The sequence below is a fragment of the Planktothrix sp. PCC 11201 genome, from assembly GCF_900009135.1.
Taxonomy (GTDB): Bacteria; Cyanobacteriota; Cyanobacteriia; order Cyanobacteriales; family Microcoleaceae; genus Planktothrix.
Genome location: NZ_LT797693.1, coordinates 26,201 through 43,321, shown reverse-complemented (window position 1 = coordinate 43,321; position 17,121 = coordinate 26,201). Strand labels below are relative to the sequence as shown.

Genomic DNA, 17,121 nt, shown 5'->3' with positions numbered 1-17,121 from the left:
AATCCTCTGTTCCCCGTTCAGGGGTACAATTAGATGCCGATTATTCTGCCCAGGTATTAGCTTGCATGATTTCCAGTAACGACTTTCGCACAGGTGTCACGATTGTATTAGATGGTTCAGTCTGGCGTGTAATAGAATTTCTGCACGTTAAGCCCGGAAAAGGTTCTGCTTTTGTGCGGACAAAGCTCAAAAACGCACAGACGGGTAGTGTAGTAGAACGCACTTTTAGGGCGGGAGAGACTGTTCCTCAAGCGACCCTGGAAAAAAGCGAAATGAAACATACCTATAAAGATGGGGAAGACTTCGTTTTCATGGATATGGAAACCTATGAAGAAGCCCATTTGAAGGAATCTGAGATTGGTGATCGGGTTAAATATCTTAAAGATGACATGACCGTTAACGTGGTTCGTTGGGGAGAGCAGGTTCTGGAAGTAGAACTCCCGAACTCTGTCACCTTAGAAGTGGTCGAAACCGATCCCGGAGTCAAAGGAGATACCGCCACAGGGGGTACAAAACCCGCTATTGTGGAAACAGGTGCTCAGGTTATGGTTCCCCTATTTATTACTAAGGGGGAACGGATTCGGATTGATACCCGTACCGATAGCTACCAAGGTCGAGAGTGAAAACTCGCCGAACTATGATTTCATATTTAAGCGGTTTAGGCTGTTGGGCGATGGGTTAAACACACCCCAACGGACTGAATCAAGATAGACTGCAAATTTAGGGGAGACATACCAACTGTGCAACTAGATTTGAACCAGCTTCGTGAACTGCTGGCTGATCTCGATAAAACTAACATTTCAGAGCTAACACTCAAAAGCGCAGATTTTGAACTGACCGTTCGTAAAGAAGTTTCGCCCGGATCTCAGGCTTTGTCTCCGGTGGAAACGCAATTAACGGCTGCGGGGGTTAGTTCACAGTTGGTGTCGTCTCCGGTGGTACCTACTGCGATTGTTCCTCCAGTTGGGGAAGCTCTCACTTCATCGACCCCAGCAACACCATCGGTGGCTGCTCCTCCACCCCTTTCGGCGGAATCAAAGTGGGTCGAAATTACTTCCCCGATGGTGGGAACCTTCTATCGTTCTCCTGCACCGGATGAGCCCCCTTTTGTGGAAATTGGCGATCGCATTTCTACGGGTCAGAGCGTTTGCATTATTGAAGCCATGAAGTTGATGAATGAAATTGAGGCGGAATTTTCTGGCCAAGTAATGGAAATTTTAATTCAGAATGGTTCCCCCGTTGAATATGGCCAGCCATTAATTAAAATTAAACCAGATTAAATTACCAAATCCCATGGCCAGCCATCCAGACATTCTCAAATCTCCTTAAAACCTAAATTCTCGATCAAAAATTGAGCGAGTGATCGGTTGTGGAATTTCTAAACCTTCTCCCCCCAATACCGTTAAGGGTTTCCCGGCAACGGACAGCCAAACTTTGCTGTTGGGGTTGAGGGTTGTAGAGGTATAAACGATTTGCCCTAAGCGTCCGGTCATGGATGCACTTCCCCCACCTTGGGTAAATTCGGGGGATAAGTCCACATAAACGTCATCGTTGTTGATGGTTAAGTTCAGAAGTTTTGTTCCCTTGGGAATTTCACTAAATTGATTCGGGTCAGAAACCCCGGCTAATAATCGATCCAAGGCAATACTTAAAAATACCGTCGGGTCATTTTGGGCTTGAATTTGTACAGGTTGAGAAATAATCGCCAACCGACCGTTTTTATCCTCTACCCAATAAATCCCTAGGGTTTTCTCTACGGTTTCCGATGGTGAGGTCGTGGGCAGTGGTAAGGTTGGGGTTGGGGAGGAGACAACAGGTTCTTTGGGAGAACGGGAGCTTAATGTCCACCAGCTTAACCCCGCGCCCACAGCAATTAAGCAGGCGGCAATTCCTGCCATAATTCCAATGGGAATAACACGAGTCTTTTGGGGATCTTCCATTGATTTTAAATTTTATATTTCATAACATAGAAAATCCTGACTAGGGATAAACCAAGCCAGTCTCAAAACAATAATACTATAATTTTATCAGAAAAATGGGTTTAAAACCCCTAAGTTCCACTTAGGCTTTTTATTCTATTTTAGAGTATACTAAAGAAGTGATTGTGAGCAACAAAAACAATGAAAGCCAGGTATCGGTACAGAATCTACCCAACTAACCAACAAAAGAGGCTGATGTCTCAATTGTTTGGTTGTTGTCGTGTAGTTTTTAACGATGACGAGCGCTTACTGCCAAGAACAATATCGCGAGGGTAACAAAAAACCTTCTAGCAGTGAACTCTCTAAAAGACTGACAGAACTCAAGAAAACAGAGAAAAAGCAATGGTTAACAGAAGTTTCCTCGGTTCCCTTGCAACAGTCTTTGAGAGATTTGGAGCAGGCTTATTCTAACTTTTTTAAATCCTGTAAAGGACAAAGAAAAGGTAAAAAAGTTAAACCTCCTAAATTCAAGAAGCGTAAGTCTAAACAGTCTGCTAAGTTCACTGATAACGGCTTCAAACTCTATCCTGATTCTAGTTACATTCACCTAGCTAAAATAGGTGATATCAAAGTAATCTGGAGTAGAGAATTACCCGCAACACCTTCTAGTGTTACCCTAATCAAAGATAGTGCTGACAGGTATTTTGTTGGCTTTGTAGTTGAATTTAATCCTCGGCAATTACCTAAAAACAATAATTCAGTAGGAATTGATTTAGGGATCACCGATTTTGCTACACTAAGTAATGGTGAAAAAGTTAAATCTCCCCAACCTTTAAAGAAACAATTAAAGCGTTTAAGGAAATTACAACGCAATTTGTCAAGAAAACAGAAAGGTAGCAAAAGAAGGGAAGTTGCTAGAAAGAAATTAGCTAAACTTCACACTAAGATTTCTGATATTAGAAACGACTTCCTTCATAAATTTTCAACTAAGATTATTCGTGAGAATCAAACAATAGTCTTGGAAGACTTGAATGTTTCAGGAATGGTTAAAAACAGAAAATTAGCCCGTGCTATTTCTGATTTGGGTTGGCGTAGTTTTAGAGCTATGTTAGAAGCTAAGTCAGTCATGTATGGACGTGATTTTCGAGTGATTGATAGATGGACTCCCACTTCTCAAACTTGCTCTTGCTGCGGTTTTCGCGGTGGCAAAAAAGAGTTAAATGTTAGAGAGTGGATTTGTTTGAATTGTGGTATTTCTCACGATAGAGATGTTAACGCTGCAATTAATATTTTGGTCGCCGGAGGACATTCGGAGACTCTAAACGGACGTGGAGAGAAGGTCAGTCTTTCTGTAAAGAAAGCACATCTCGGCGAAGCGTCAACCCGCCAGAATTTCAGCAGTTGTCCCCTGAGCTTGTCGAAGGGTTGATTTGTTGAAATAGATGGAATCCCCGCCCGTTTTACGGCGGGGTGGATGTCAACTAACAGACTAATAACTACTAATAACTGATAACTTATAACTGATCACTGATTAGTCAATAGCTTTTTTAGTTGCGTCCTTCACATCTTCAACCGTATGACGGACTTTTGCTTCGGCTTGCTTGGCTTTTCCTTCCGCTTGAGTTTGGGGATCTCCAGTCACATCTCCCACCGCTTCTTGAATTTTACCTTCAATATTTTTTGCGGTTGCTTTAACGCGATTTTCTAAACTCATGATCTTACTCCGTATTGGCTTGATTCCAGCTAAATAAACCGAATTGAACTACACTGATTTTTTTACAGTTGGCTTAGTTATCTGTACAGATACTAATAGTAAATATAGGAAAAAGAGTCTTCCTTCAGACAGATATCTATTCAATTAATCCAAAATTAATGAATGAGTTCGGATCAAGATTTTAGCTTTTCAGCATTCTCATGTTTTCCTAAAGGTTAAGTTAAGAAAATATAAGAATTATAGGTATTTATAATTATTCGACAATTATTCGACTAGAATGTGAGGGTATTCATAAGAAATTTTACCGTTGCTTAGACCAGACGAGACAGTGTAGCTCTTGGTTTCAAAGGTTTTTTAAATATTGTTTTAATTCTGCTCTCTTTGTCGATCAATTGACTGCGCGTTTTCCATTAATCATTAAGGTATTGTGCAATCATGAAAAATAAATCAGAATTTAATCTCATATTAGGAACCAATTCTCCCGATTTAATTAACGGCACATCGGGTCAGGACAAGATTTTTGGACGTAATGGCGATGATGATATTCGTCCTGGCGAGGGAAACGATATCGTCCATGGTGGCCGAGGAAACGATCTGATTTTCGGGGGAGGCTCCACTGATGCCGAGGACAATGATACTCTGTATGGCGAACAGGGTGACGACCGAATTTTTGGACAAAGTGGAGACGATCAGATTTTTGGTGGTATTGGTAACGATAGTATGGGGGGAGATCTGGGAAATGATCTCCTGGAGGGCGATTCTGGCAACGATACCCTCGATGGTGGCAGTGGCAATGATTATTTGAAAGGTGGCCCGGGAGATGATCTTCTACTGGGCAATGGTGGTGTTCAGGGTGTACCGTCCATCACTTATCCATCCAACGACACCCTAGTGGGAGGGGCGGGCAATGATACCCTAGACGGTGTATTTGATATCGTCACGGGTTCTTCATCGGGAATAGATGAAATAGATATCCTGACTGGAGGTGGAGAGAAAGATACTTTCATCTTGGGCAAGAATCAGGTGTATTACGATGATGGGGATTTATTGTCTCCTGGAGTCAAGGATTATGCACTGATTAAAGATTTTCAAAAACATCAAGACACAATTCAATTGTTTGGCAATTCTAATGACTATGTTTTAGGGGCATCTCCTTTCCATGCTTCTGACACAGGTATTTTCCTAGACACCAATCGGAATAATATCTTCGACCCTAATGATGAGTTAATTGGCGTTGTCTCAGACGTGAAAAATTTACACTTATCAGGGACTTATTTTAACTATGTGATTTAGATTTAGTTGAATAATACTGTGTTCCCCGTGCTGGATTATTAACCTCAGCACGGAAAAGCCGTTTTAAAAAAAGGAGAATTGATCATGGATACATTATCGGGTATTGGTAGTGCTGTTGTTAACTCAGTTCCGAATACGTTTAAATGGATCAGAAGCGAACTTCAAAAGGATGCAAAGATTAATAGTTTAGAAATGATAATTCAGCAACAAAACAAGGAGATTGAAGAATGCAAGAAAGAGATTAAAGAACTAACTGAAAGATGTCAATATTTTCAAAAAAAACTTGATGATGCAGACGTCAAGTATGATATAACTAAGATTACTGGTTTTATCAGCCGTACAGCCCAAGAAGCTCAAAAAATGAATGAGGGATTTAAAGCTTGTGATAATGCTGGTCATCTGGTTGACATAAAGGCTAATTGTTGGATTGAGCAGGCTATGGAGCCAATCTCAAAAAAATATCAGGAACTTTTGACATCAAAGGAACAGGTAGAAAATTTTAAGCAAGACATAAGTAAGTACATGGAATGGCTTTCTAAAAGCCTTCATCAAGGTAGATATCTTGTTTTAACAGATTTCATCACTGTTCGTTCTATTGGCAATCCTATTCCTTATCAAGCAGCAATAGAAGATATAAAAAAACAAGGAAAGGAATCAGATTTAAAATCAGCAGAATTGCACTACTTTGAAATGTTTCTGAATCATTTAAAATCAGAAATGTGAAGATTAAGTAGGTAGGCGTAATTAAACCCAACTAGGTAGATTGGAAAAACCCTTGCTGTAAATAGCTTTCGGCTATGCTGGAATAGTGGGATATTCGGGATATTCTCGCCCACCTACTTATTGTTAATTGGAGCTTGGCAGTTTTTCTTTAATTTCGTTTAGAAAATCTATAAGTTTTCCAATATCTTTTCCGACTTCAGGAACAAAATCCGTTTTTAATTCTGTGGCCTCTTGCGTAACTCGATTTATAAAATCACGCAACTGCTCAACAGGAGGTTGGTCAGGCAAATTGTTCATAAAACATAAACTCCTAAACAGTTTAATGTTAACAAATACTCATTCTGATGCAATATCTTTAATCAGAAATCAATTTATATTTCTTAACAATTTTCAATTTAAGGAATTTGGCGTAAATCTAAGGTTAAAGGATATTCGGGATTTAAGTGTAAGGGTGGAAGTTTGATTAACCCAGATGTGTGGCCTATGGCGACAAATCGTTCTAACATTCGACCTTCTGCTTCTCGATGATTGATCGGAAATTGTTGATAGATTTTACCATTAGGCGGACTCACAAAATAAGTACAACCCCCGATAGAACGGTCTGACCAAGTATCAACAATATCAAAAATTAAAGGATCATGGGGAGCAATAGAGGGATGTAATAAAGATGTATAGCGTCGCGCCCGAAACCTGACCGCACCGACATATTCTCCTGGATTGCCAGTGGATTTTAAAGGAATAGGACGACCCTGACAGGTAACAATATATCGAGCCGAATAACTATCAATATTGGCAGAATTTCCTAGAGCATTTCTTAATAGAATTTGCACCCTTTCCATCGAGGAATCTACATAACGTGCCGTACTTCCTGACACCGTTTCTTCTCCTAAAACGTGCCAAGGTTCAATTCCATGACGTAGTTCTAATTCTACTCCCTCTTTTGTAATTTCTCCATAACGGGGAAACCGAAATTCAATAAAAGGAGCAAACCAATCAAATTGAAATTCATAACCAACGGTTTTTAAGTCCTCAATAATTGTTTTTAAATCCTCTCCCAAATAATGGGGTAACATAAATCGATCATGTAGAGTTGTTCCCCAACGAATTAACGAATGGTTGTAGGGTTTTTCCCAAAACCAGGCTACTAATGCCCGAATTAACAACATTTGTAATAGGTTCATCTGAGGATGAGGAGGCATGGCAAAAGCCCTAAATTCCAATAGTCCTAATTGATTTCTAGGGTTTTCAATAGGGTACAACTTATCAATACAAAAAGCTGAACGGTGGGTATTTCCAGTAATATCAACTAATAAATTTCTTAATAATCTATCTACTAATTCAGGCGGAATATGGGCTTCAGGTTTTAACTGTTGAAAGGCAATTTCTAACTCATATAAACTTTCATGTCTAGCTTCATCTACCCGGGGAGCTTGACTGGTGGGCCCCACAAATAAATCACAGAATAAAAAGGATAAACTGGGGTGATTTTGCCAATAGGTAATTAAACTTTTTAATAAATCGGGACGACGTAATAACGGACTATCATAAACGGTTTTTCCGCCTATGGTAACATGGGCACCTCCCCCAGTAGGAATTCGTCGTCCATCTAATAGATATTTTTCCGTTCCTAAACGGGATAATCTCGCTTCTTCATATAAAATAGTGGTAATTTCGACTAATTCTTGCCAATTAGAGGCGGGATGAATATTAACTTCAATCACTCCTGGGTCTGGGGTAATCTGAAACCCGATAATTCCGGTATTAGCCGGGGGTGTATATCCTTCTATTAGGACTGAATATTGGAGTTGGGCGGTGGTATTTTCAATGGCCGTAATTAAATCAACAAAACTCCGAGGGGAGGAAATTGGAGGTAAGAAAACGTGAATTTTTCCCTGTCTAACTTCCACACTTAAAGCCACCCGAATCGAATTAATGGGAGATTCTAAGGGTGCAAAATTCGGAATAATTGGCGGATGAGTTAAGGGAATAATTGCTTCCTGTTCAAGTTGATCATCTTGCCAATTTAAAGAACTTAAAGGTAGGCGAAATCCTATGGGTAAATTTCCCGTTACAAGTTCTATTTTGTTGGGGGTAGAAAGTCGCCATTGGCAACTACTCCAATGAATATTTTCTGCCTTTTTAATTGCTAAAATCGGCAATGTATATCCAGCTATAATATTAGAATTTAGTTCGTAAACCGAAATAATACAATCAGATTTAACTCCTAAATTTCTCACTAAAGATTCAATAAAAATCTGGGCATTTTTTGAGGTATAATTATAATCTTTATCCTCCTGAGCATAGAGTTCTCGATTATGCCATAAAGGAATTCCATCTGTTCTCCAATAACACCCTAAAGCCCAACGGGGCAATGCTTCACCTGGATAAGATTTTCCTAATCCATAATGAATTAATCCCCCATTTTGAGCAAATTTAGCTTCTAATCGGTTTAGTAATTTCCCAGCAATTTTGTATTTTTCTTCTCCTAATGCTGCAATCCGCCATTGGGAAGATTCAAAATCATCAATTGAAACAAACGTCGGTTCTCCTCCCATGGTTAAGCCCACATTAAAATGCTGTAAATTGTTTTCAACTATTTCGCCTAAATCATTGATTTTTTGCCATTGTTCTTGCGTATAAGGTTTAGTAACTCTAGGGATTTCGTGATAGCGAGAAACTGTTACCGAAAAGTCTAGTTTTGACTCGCAAGGTTCAAAAGTTCCCTGAACTGGCCGGGCATCTTGGGGGTCGGCTACACAAACTAAAGGAATATGACCTTCAGCAGTAATTAAACCCGAGGTGGGGTCAAGTCCAATCCAACCCGCACCCGGAAGATAAACCTCAGCCCAGGCGTGTAAATCAGCATTATCATAAACTGGCCCTGGCAACCCATCCAAGGGCGGAATATCATTACTAAGTTGAATTAAATATCCAGAAACAAATCGAGCCGCCAATCCATAATGGCGTAAAATTTGAACTAATAACCATCCCGTATCTCGACAGGAACCGATTTTTTTCTCTAGGGTTTCTTCACAGGTTTGGATACCTGGATCTAATCTGATTTGATATTGGATATCTTGAGCTAGTTTCTGGCTTAAATCAAGTAAAAAATTAGAGGTATAAATATTCTGTTGACGATGAAGTTCTACCCAATTTTTGAGTAATTCTCCCGATTCCGTAATCTCTAAAAATGGACTAAGTTCTTTGGCTAGACGCGGTTCATATTCAAAAGGATAGTTGGTAGCGTAGCTTTCAATTAAAAAATTGAAGGGATTAATTGGTTGAATTTGGGCAATTAAATCTACTTCAATTTTAAAATAATCAGTGGTTTGGGGAAAGTTAACCTTGGCCAAAAAATTGCCATAATGATCCTGTAACCAGGTCAGTTGATAGTCGGAGGGGGAAATATTCAGAGCATAACTCAATATCGGTGTCCGACAATGGGGAGCAGGACGCAATCCTATGGTCTGAGGGCTAAGAATAACCGGACGTTCAAACTGATAGGAAATCTGATGGTTAAGACTAACTTTAATGGACATTTTTTAAATATATTAGATATGCAATATTAGCTAGTGACGAAAAACTGGTACGGGCGGGTTCTTTTAGATCTTTGTTAATCACCGCGCATCTCGATGAACCCGCCCCTACAACTAATAACTGATGACTGATTTCGGGTACGGGCGGGTTATTTGATATCTTTGTTAATCACCTAAATCTTGATGAACCCGCCCCTACAATTGATGACCACAATTAGAACAAAATCGGTCTTCTGGTTTGACCGATGTCCCACATTGACTACAAAAAGACTTAGGACTTGCCTCCGGTGAACCCGACCCCATTCGCAATTCCATATCACCCATTCGCATGGACATCGGGTTCATGTTCATCTGCATATCCCCCATTTTTAGGTTCATGGGTTTCATGGGTTCCATTTTCATCGGTTCCATCGGTTTCAGTGGAGAAACAGGTACGCTCGTGACTTCGTGAACCGTGAGTTGTTGAGAGTCTATCACCGAGGGCATTTCACCCAGAATACTAACGCTAGTTCCTTGAATTTGTAAGCTTCTTTCCCCTTGTTCGGATATGACTTTGAGTACCAGACCATGGGGAGTTTGGAACACCTGGGGGGGTAAAGTCCAAACTCCGGTTGTAAAACTGCTACTCGCTTGTTGCTGTTGTCCAGGGCCACTGCTAATGAGGGTGACAACAGTTTGGGCTCCCTGATTTTCTAAATAAATGCTTTGACCTGTCCCTAGCTCGCATACATAGCCCATAGGAAGGCTCCTTTGTCAATTCTATAGTGCTATTTTGCATTGTAGGGTCGAGTTTCTCAAAGGATAGGGTTTCTTAACAATTGTATTAGAAGTTACTCAAAGAAAAATTAAAAACGATCCATTCTCCCTCAACAATGGCGATCGCTCCTCCCGGAAAAGGATCGGTTTGGGTACGGTTTGGAGCACTAATTAAAGCGGTTAATTTTTCAATTTGTTCAAAATTAGCAGATTTTTTCATAACCTTTTGTAAGACTTTTCGACTGACTCGACGTTGTAGGGCTTCATGGGTTTGACGCAGGGCTAAACGATTGATTTTTAATCGATCTTGACTGCCATTTTCCCAAAATACCACCTGTTGAAATAGGGTTTCTGTGAGTTCTTCTAAATAGTTAACTTCCGATCGCAATAATTCTGCGGTTTGGGCTAGATGAGATTCGACTTGGGGGTTAAAATGGGTTTGTAAATAGGGTAAAAGTTCTTGACGAATGCGGTTACGAGCATAATGCCAATCATTATTGGTACTATCTAGCCAAATTTTTAGGGCTTTTTCTTGACAAAACTGCCCTGTTTGTTCCCGAGTAATTTCTAATAAAGGACGAACCAAAATTATCGAATTTGTTGATATTGAATCAAGAGGACGTTGCCAAGTTAAGGCTTGTAAACCATCGGCACCACTACCTCGAATTAAATTATAAAGTAGAGTTTCAGCCCGATCGCTTTTGGTATGACCTGTAACAATATAGGGATAATTATGGCTTTGAGCAATTTCAGTTAAAACCTGATAACGCCATTCCCTAGCTGCGGCTTCTGTAGCGGGAATAATAGCAGCAGTTTCTCGATAAAAGGGGATTTGCCAACTATCAGCTAATTGTTCAATATAATCGGTATTGGCTTGAGAATCAGAACGCCAACGATGATCACAATTCACCATGGCAATTTGCCAATGCCATTTGGGTTGTAAATCTAATAATAATCGAATTAAACATAAGGAATCCTGTCCCCCCGATACCGCCACCAATAACCGTTGAGATGCAGGTAAAATATTACGAGCGCGTAGGGTACGATGGAGTTGGGTATGTAATAGAGTCCATTCGGAAAGATTAGACATGATTATCTGTAAAAACAGAGAAATTGATAATTATTTTCCCGATAATAACACTATAAAAATACATATTCATTACCCATTACTCCCTACTCATTCATAATTCGTAATTCATAATTCGTAATTCGTAATTCACTAACAAATCCCTATGCCAAATTTATACACGGAAATTGAGATTGCAGCCTCTAAAAGCCAAGTTTGGTCTGCTTTATATGAAAAACAATATTGGTTTAAATGGAATACATTTTTATGGGATCGAGATCCGAGTCAACGGTTCATTTTAAACCAAAAAGTGACCTTAGCGGTGCGTCGAACTTCCCACGAACCTGAAACAGTATTTCAACCCTTAATACAGACGTTAAAACCGGAAATCTGTTTGGCTTGGAAATCAGAAATTCCTGGGTTTAGTAACCAAACTTGGTTTGAACTTCAAGAAATTGGATTCAACCGGACTCAATATATTCTTAGATATAGCGGTACGCATTACAGTTAGGACACTTCTAAATCCAGCCAACTCATTCCCCATTCCCCATTCCCCATTCCCCATTCCCTATTCCCTTTTACAAGGCAATTTCTTCTCCTTGCTCAGTAAAAATTACCTCATTAATTTGCCAGTTAGAATTACTGATAATTGTTTTCCTCAAACTGCCAAATAAAGCTAATTGTTCACAACTAGATAGGGAATTAAACGTCCGATCTGCATTAGTCGGAACCCGAAAATCAATCGTCACAACCTGTTTGTCTGGCTCCACTTTTATCCGATAATTTAAGGTAAAATCCGAACTACTTTGTTGTTCTAAAACCTCTGCGATCGCCCTTTCTAAAGCCTGTTCTTTAGGAAGCGTAATTTGTCGAGGAACTAACTCAGAACATTGACTATCCACCTGATAAATGGTCACGGGAACGGTGTCAGCAGGGGAGAGAGTTTGTTTTTGAGGTTCAGAGGTCGGTTGAGGGGAAACAGTGGCTTCAGGCGTCGGTGACTGTGGGGTTTCAGTGTCTACCGGAGGGGTACTACAACTACTTAAGCTAAGAATAGTAACACTAAGGATACAAGCGGTCAAAAAAGATTGGATAATGTTCATGGTTCAAAGGGTATTCTGAAAATAACTGTTAGTTTATTCTTCAAGCCTTGAGGTTGATATTCCGCTTTGAACGATCACCCAGTATAATTAAATATTGGATCAAAATTTCGATGATTTTAAACCTCAAATTTTGATTCTAAAATCCTATAATTACTAATTATTTGACAATGGCTACTGCTCCCTGGACTCGCCGCCACATTTTATCCCTAGCTGATTTTACAGCAACGGAATATAATACCATTTTACAAACCGCCACTAGCTTTCGAGAAGTCTTAGGACGTCGCACCAAAAAAGTCCCCGCCCTCCAAGGTCAGGTGGTCGCTAATTTATTTTTTGAACCCTCGACCCGGACTCGTAACAGCTTTGAACTTGCAGCCAAACGACTCTCCGCCGATACCTTAAATTTTGCCCCGGGGACTTCATCCCTGAGCAAAGGAGAAACCATTCTCGATACCGCTAAAACCTATTTAGCCATGGGGACGGATATGATGGTTATTCGCCATAAAGAGGCGGGAGTTCCCTTTGCGATCGCCGCCGAATTAGATCGTTTAAATGCAAAAGTAGCGGTTTTAAATGCGGGCGATGGTCAACACGAACACCCCTCCCAAGCACTCTTAGATTTATTTACCATTTGTCGAATTCTTGACCCGGATCACCCTCAAATTGAACAATTAAATGGCAAAAAAATCGCCATCGTTGGAGATATTTTACATTCTCGGGTCGCCCGTTCTAATATTTGGAGTTTAACCGCTACCCAAGCGGAATTACACTTAGCCGCCCCCCCAACTTTACTTCCAGAATTATTTGCGGAATTTGGCAAAAATCGTCCCGGAAAATTATTTTTACATTGGAATTTAGACGAGGCTTTGGAAAATGCTGATTTTGTCATGACTTTGCGCTTACAAAAAGAACGGATGACCGCCCATTTATTACCCAGTTTACGCGAATATCATCAATTATTTGGTCTGACCCACGAACGGTTAAAAGTCTGTAAACCCCATGTTAAAATATTACATCCCGGGCCAGTAAATCGAGGAGTAGAATTAAGTTCGGAATTAATGGATGATCCAGAATTGAGTTTAATTTCTCAACAAGTGACCAGTGGAATTGCCGTTAGAATGGCACTCTTATATTTAATTGGAGGCGGAAAACCTAATCAATAATTAGGGTTTAATTTTGGGGAGGTTTAATTAATAATTTCCTAAGACTTGTCTTAATTGTTTTAATTCAACTTCGGTTAAATCTCGCCATTGACCCGGTACAAGTCCTGTTAAACTTAAATGGGCGATCGCCACCCTCACCAAACGCAACGTCGGAAACCCCACCGCCGCCGTCATTTTCCGCACTTGACGGTTACGACCTTCGGTTAAGGTTAATTCCAACCAAGCCGTTGGGACGGTTTTCCGAAACCGAATGGGAGGCTCCCTGGGCGGTAAACTGGGTTCGGTAGAAAGTAGTTTAACCTGGGCGGGTTTTGTCCGATAATCTGATAATTGTACCCCCCGAGTTAACTGTTGTAATGCTGTTTCATCCGGTATTTTTTCCACCTGTACCCAATAGGTTCGAGGATGGGCAAATTTAGGATCAATTAAGCGATGTTTCACAAAATTATCATCGGTTAAAAGTAATAATCCTTCACTATCTCGATCTAACCGTCCCACGGGATAAATAGTCGGAATCGTAATAAAATCCTTCAGGGTTTTACGCATAGCTGTTGTCGGATCATCATCGGTAAACTGACTCAAGACATCATAGGGTTTATAAAATAAAATATATCGATAGGACATGGGTAATTAATCTAAGTTTAATTCGTTAAAAACGATAGAATTATTGTTTTTATATTGACGAAAACATCAATCTCGCCTATAATGGGGAAAATTCCCTCAAACCTTGGACGGACAAACTGCAAAAAATTGTTAAGCTCGTCGGAGATGTCTAATAGTCAGAACCCCGGCATAACTGCTACCATACCAATTATGCGCCACTGGCGGCTAGGGTGGCTAGGATGTTTAAATTAACCGTTACTTAAAATTACAGCGAATGGCTAAAGATACTAAAGATAATTCTGGGGCAGAAAAGAAAAAAGCTCTAACCCTTGTATTAAACCAAATTGAGCGCAGCTTTGGCAAAGGGGCCATTGTTCGGTTAGGGGATTCCACCCGCATGAAAGTGGAAACCATTCCCAGTGGTGCATTAACCCTAGACCTGGCCTTGGGGGGCGGTTTACCCAAGGGACGGGTTATTGAAATCTATGGGCCAGAAAGTTCGGGTAAAACCACCTTAGCCCTGCACGCGATCGCCGAAGTCCAAAAAGCCGGAGGAGTCGCCGCCTTTGTCGATGCCGAACACGCCCTAGATCCGAGCTATGCGGCCGTCCTAGGGGTGGATACCGAAAATTTACTGGTTTCTCAACCGGACACCGGAGAAATGGGCTTAGAGGTGGTGGATCAACTGGTACGGTCTGTGGCCGTGGATATTATTGTGATTGACTCCGTGGCCGCCCTCGTTCCCCGGGCTGAAATTGAAGGGGACATGGGGGACTCCCACATGGGGTTACAAGCTCGGTTAATGAGTCAGGCGTTACGCAAAATCACTGGGAATATTGGTAAGTCGAATTGTACCGTGATTTTCCTCAACCAATTGCGTCAAAAAATTGGTGTTGTCTATGGAAACCCGGAAACCACAACGGGGGGAAATGCCTTAAAATTCTATGCCTCTGTACGTTTAGATATTCGTCGAATTCAAACCTTAAAACGGGGAACGGATGAATACGGAATTAGGGCGAAAGTTAAAGTGGCTAAAAATAAAATTGCCCCGCCTTTCCGTGTTGCAGAATTTGATATTATTTTTGGAAAAGGTATTTCTACTTTAGGCTGTTTAATTGATTTAGCCGAAGAAACCGGGGTATTAAAACGCAAAGGAGCTTGGTATAGTTACAACGGCGATAATATTGGTCAAGGACGAGACAAAACCCTCACCTATTTAGAAGAAAATGCCACCTTGGCGAAAGAAATTGAACAAAAAGTTAGAGGCGCTTTAGATAGTGGGGCTGTGGTTTCAGCGAATTCTGTCACCCAGGTTGATAGCCATGATGACGAGGATTTCGATACCAGTTCAGAAGAAGAATAACCCTATGTAGTAAGCCCTTTAGGGCTTAGAGTCCTTCAGGGCCCAGAGTCCTAAAGGACTCACTACAATAGACTCAACTTTTGCAGCGCCACTTCGGCGGCTTTTTTTTCCGCATCCTGTTTGCGCTTCCCTTTTCCATAGCCATATACCTTATCCCTAACCCGAACTTCAATGGCAAATTCCTTGGCATGATCTGGCCCAGATTCTCCCACCACATAATATTTGGGGTTTTCACCGGATTTTTCTAACGCCCATTGTTGAAAGCGGTTTTTACAATCAATTAAGGTTTGAGGGGTGGTTTCCGACTGGGGAAAGACCATTTCATTGGCAACAGTAGAAAATAGGGGATGAATAAACTCTCGGACAACATCAATATTGGTATCTAAATAATAGGCTCCAATATAGGCTTCAAAGGCATCACTCAGCAAGGAAGGGTTGGTGCGTCCCCCGTCTCGAATCGCGCCTTTTCCTAACCGTAATAACTCTCCTAAATTAAATTGCACGGCAAATTTAGCCAGTTGTTTTTCATCAACCAACACAGACCGCAAACGGGTCATATTTGCCTCACTCATTTTGGTCATATCTTCGGGATAGCGTTTTTTAAATAGCAATTCTCCCACTAAAAATCCGAGGACTGCATCCCCTAAAAATTCTAATCTTTCATTGTCTTCTCCGGCGTTAGGATGTTCATTCAAATAGGAGCGATGGGTTAATGCTTGTAATCGCAATTGTTCGTTTTTAATCTCTGGTAGTTGGGTTTTGGTCATATTATATTTAGGCGATCGCAATTTTTCTCAACTTAGACTAAAATCAATTCTCCATTACAATCTTGAATAATTCCCTCCTTAATTACCGCCTCTACAAATTTACCGAATTTAGCAAAAATTTTTCCATCGGGTTTAGCAATGGATGAGACTTTTTTGTATCCTGCAAGTTGAGGATGGTTTTTGATTAAACGACCTAGCACAGCAAGAGTAGCTTTTTTTCCATCTTTTTGAACCTTTTTGATCAATTCAATTAAACATTTTTTAGCTTCTTCATAAGGAATTATGGCGGGAGAATCTAGTGTTTCTGGAGTTGCTTTATCGAGATTAACAGAGTCGATTAATTCATTAATATTATAGGCTATATCCACGGATTTTTTCAAGGCTTTACTAACATTAGCACCATGAATTAATATTACTTTTTTCTCTGACTTTTTCAAATCTTTAACTAAGGGTAAAAAGTCTTTATCCCCTGTAATTAAAATTACAATTTTAATGCTCTTCTCTGGCATTATATCATCTTCGCAATCTTGAATAATCTGATTGTCAACGGCATTTTTTTTCAAGGGAGCAACATGAATTGTTTTAAAACTATTTGCAGAGACTTTCTCTGCAAATAGTTGAGTTTCTCCCCTCCAGTTAGAATAAGCTTTCTTTTTCAATTCCCAGATACAGCCTTGTCGATTTAACCATTGATTCAAAAGTTCAATTTTTTCAAGAGAAATCCGAACATTTTGAACATCCCAAGAAATTGCTATGTTGCCTTTCATAACTGGCTCCTAATTTTTTTTTGATGAATTAGACGCCTAGTATTAATAAAGTTTTGAATTCTAACCCTTCAAACGCCTTTGCCTGAATTAAGACCTATTCGCCATTTCCGAGTCCAAAACAGGACTCCAAAACTAGCACTTTCAGCGCAGTGTCTAAAGAATTGAATTAAAACCCGTAGTTTTGATTGTGTTTGGCTAAAGTCTCAGGTATCGGAATCAGGAATACAGCTAGAGGCAACAGACAGAAGACAAGGGACAGGAGTAAAACACTTAATAATTAAGGATCACAGCCATCATTAATGTCCTAACTGCATTGGCAACTACTGTATTTTTGATTCCGATAGATGA

At 40.3% G+C, this 17,121-nt stretch carries 19 protein-coding genes; 9 read left to right on the top strand and 10 right to left on the bottom strand.

The genetic code is table 11. From position 1 onward, the window contains the following. Positions 1-65: 65 nt before the first annotated feature. Both efp and accB read left to right on the top strand, forming a co-directional pair. Positions 66-623, top strand: coding sequence for an elongation factor P (efp, locus tag PL11201_RS04895; RefSeq protein ID WP_079677496.1), 558 nt, complete (start codon positions 66-68; stop codon positions 621-623). A gap of 117 nt (positions 624-740) precedes the next feature. Continuing rightward, positions 741-1,280: an acetyl-CoA carboxylase biotin carboxyl carrier protein gene (gene accB, locus PL11201_RS04890; protein ID WP_079677495.1), complete on the top strand. Its 540-nt coding sequence runs from the start codon at positions 741-743 to the stop codon at positions 1,278-1,280. 45 nt (positions 1,281-1,325) lie between these two features. On the opposite strand, the gene PL11201_RS04885 is transcribed toward accB, so the two are convergent. Further along, positions 1,326-1,940 carry a GerMN domain-containing protein gene (locus tag PL11201_RS04885; protein ID WP_079677494.1) on the bottom strand — a complete coding sequence of 205 codons (615 nt, stop codon included), beginning with the start codon at positions 1,938-1,940 and terminating at the stop codon, positions 1,326-1,328. A gap of 180 nt (positions 1,941-2,120) precedes the next feature. Between PL11201_RS04885 and PL11201_RS27470 the strand changes: the two genes are divergently transcribed. Together PL11201_RS27470 and PL11201_RS04880 are read left to right on the top strand one after the other, a co-directional pair. Continuing rightward, positions 2,121-2,255: a helix-turn-helix domain-containing protein gene (locus PL11201_RS27470; RefSeq protein ID WP_339394347.1), complete on the top strand. Its 135-nt coding sequence runs from the start codon at positions 2,121-2,123 to the stop codon at positions 2,253-2,255. Further along, positions 2,215-3,348 carry an RNA-guided endonuclease InsQ/TnpB family protein gene (locus tag PL11201_RS04880; RefSeq protein WP_339394346.1) on the top strand — a complete coding sequence of 378 codons (1,134 nt, stop codon included), beginning with the start codon at positions 2,215-2,217 and terminating at the stop codon, positions 3,346-3,348. Before PL11201_RS27470 ends, PL11201_RS04880 begins: the two co-directional genes overlap by 41 nt. A gap of 102 nt (positions 3,349-3,450) precedes the next feature. On the opposite strand, the gene PL11201_RS04875 is transcribed toward PL11201_RS04880, so the two are convergent. Continuing rightward, a complete protein-coding gene (locus PL11201_RS04875) occupies positions 3,451-3,633 on the bottom strand; it encodes a CsbD family protein (protein ID WP_079677493.1) in 183 nt (60 codons plus the stop codon). A 435-nt stretch (positions 3,634-4,068) separates the two neighbouring features. Between PL11201_RS04875 and PL11201_RS04870 the strand changes: the two genes are divergently transcribed. Further along, on the top strand, positions 4,069-4,926 hold the full coding sequence (locus tag PL11201_RS04870; protein ID WP_079677492.1) for a calcium-binding protein: 858 nt from the start codon (positions 4,069-4,071) through the stop codon (positions 4,924-4,926). 84 nt (positions 4,927-5,010) lie between these two features. After that, the gene (locus PL11201_RS04865; RefSeq protein ID WP_079677491.1) at positions 5,011-5,649 is read left to right on the top strand and encodes a hypothetical protein; all 639 of its coding nucleotides are present in this window, start codon (positions 5,011-5,013) and stop codon (positions 5,647-5,649) included. Between the two features lie 123 nt (positions 5,650-5,772). Here PL11201_RS04865 and PL11201_RS26410 read toward each other — a convergent pair whose 3' ends face one another. The 4 genes from PL11201_RS26410 to tilS form a co-directional block, all read right to left on the bottom strand. Then, positions 5,773-5,946, bottom strand: coding sequence for a hypothetical protein (locus PL11201_RS26410; RefSeq protein ID WP_159451513.1), 174 nt, complete (start codon positions 5,944-5,946; stop codon positions 5,773-5,775). Between the two features lie 98 nt (positions 5,947-6,044). After that, positions 6,045-9,188 (bottom strand): transglutaminase family protein, encoded by a 3,144-nt coding sequence (locus PL11201_RS04860; RefSeq protein ID WP_079677490.1) that lies wholly within the window; start codon positions 9,186-9,188, stop codon positions 6,045-6,047. Positions 9,189-9,380: 192 nt separating this feature from the next. Beyond that, positions 9,381-9,923 (bottom strand): zinc ribbon domain-containing protein, encoded by a 543-nt coding sequence (locus tag PL11201_RS04855; protein WP_079677489.1) that lies wholly within the window; start codon positions 9,921-9,923, stop codon positions 9,381-9,383. A gap of 85 nt (positions 9,924-10,008) precedes the next feature. Next, positions 10,009-11,031 (bottom strand): tRNA lysidine(34) synthetase TilS, encoded by a 1,023-nt coding sequence (gene tilS, locus PL11201_RS04850; protein WP_079677488.1) that lies wholly within the window; start codon positions 11,029-11,031, stop codon positions 10,009-10,011. A gap of 142 nt (positions 11,032-11,173) precedes the next feature. On the opposite strand from tilS, the gene PL11201_RS04845 reads away from it, so the two are divergent. After that, on the top strand, positions 11,174-11,518 hold the full coding sequence (locus PL11201_RS04845) for an SRPBCC family protein (protein WP_079677487.1): 345 nt from the start codon (positions 11,174-11,176) through the stop codon (positions 11,516-11,518). 67 nt (positions 11,519-11,585) lie between these two features. Here the strand turns inward: PL11201_RS04845 and PL11201_RS04840 are convergent, their stop codons facing one another. Then, positions 11,586-12,110, bottom strand: coding sequence for a hypothetical protein (locus tag PL11201_RS04840; protein WP_079677486.1), 525 nt, complete (start codon positions 12,108-12,110; stop codon positions 11,586-11,588). A gap of 167 nt (positions 12,111-12,277) precedes the next feature. On the opposite strand from PL11201_RS04840, the gene PL11201_RS04835 reads away from it, so the two are divergent. After that, on the top strand, positions 12,278-13,273 hold the full coding sequence (locus tag PL11201_RS04835; RefSeq protein WP_079677485.1) for an aspartate carbamoyltransferase catalytic subunit: 996 nt from the start codon (positions 12,278-12,280) through the stop codon (positions 13,271-13,273). Positions 13,274-13,300: 27 nt separating this feature from the next. Here the strand turns inward: PL11201_RS04835 and PL11201_RS04830 are convergent, their stop codons facing one another. Continuing rightward, positions 13,301-13,897: a pseudouridine synthase gene (locus tag PL11201_RS04830; RefSeq protein ID WP_079677484.1), complete on the bottom strand. Its 597-nt coding sequence runs from the start codon at positions 13,895-13,897 to the stop codon at positions 13,301-13,303. A 253-nt stretch (positions 13,898-14,150) separates the two neighbouring features. Between PL11201_RS04830 and recA the strand changes: the two genes are divergently transcribed. Then, a complete protein-coding gene (recA, locus tag PL11201_RS04825) occupies positions 14,151-15,239 on the top strand; it encodes a recombinase RecA (protein ID WP_079677483.1) in 1,089 nt (362 codons plus the stop codon). A 62-nt stretch (positions 15,240-15,301) separates the two neighbouring features. Here the strand turns inward: recA and rnc are convergent, their stop codons facing one another. Continuing rightward, the gene (gene rnc / locus PL11201_RS04820; protein ID WP_079677482.1) at positions 15,302-16,006 is read right to left on the bottom strand and encodes a ribonuclease III; all 705 of its coding nucleotides are present in this window, start codon (positions 16,004-16,006) and stop codon (positions 15,302-15,304) included. Between the two features lie 32 nt (positions 16,007-16,038). Beyond that, positions 16,039-16,773 (bottom strand): NYN domain-containing protein, encoded by a 735-nt coding sequence (locus PL11201_RS04815; protein ID WP_079677481.1) that lies wholly within the window; start codon positions 16,771-16,773, stop codon positions 16,039-16,041. Positions 16,774-17,121 lie beyond the last annotated feature (348 nt).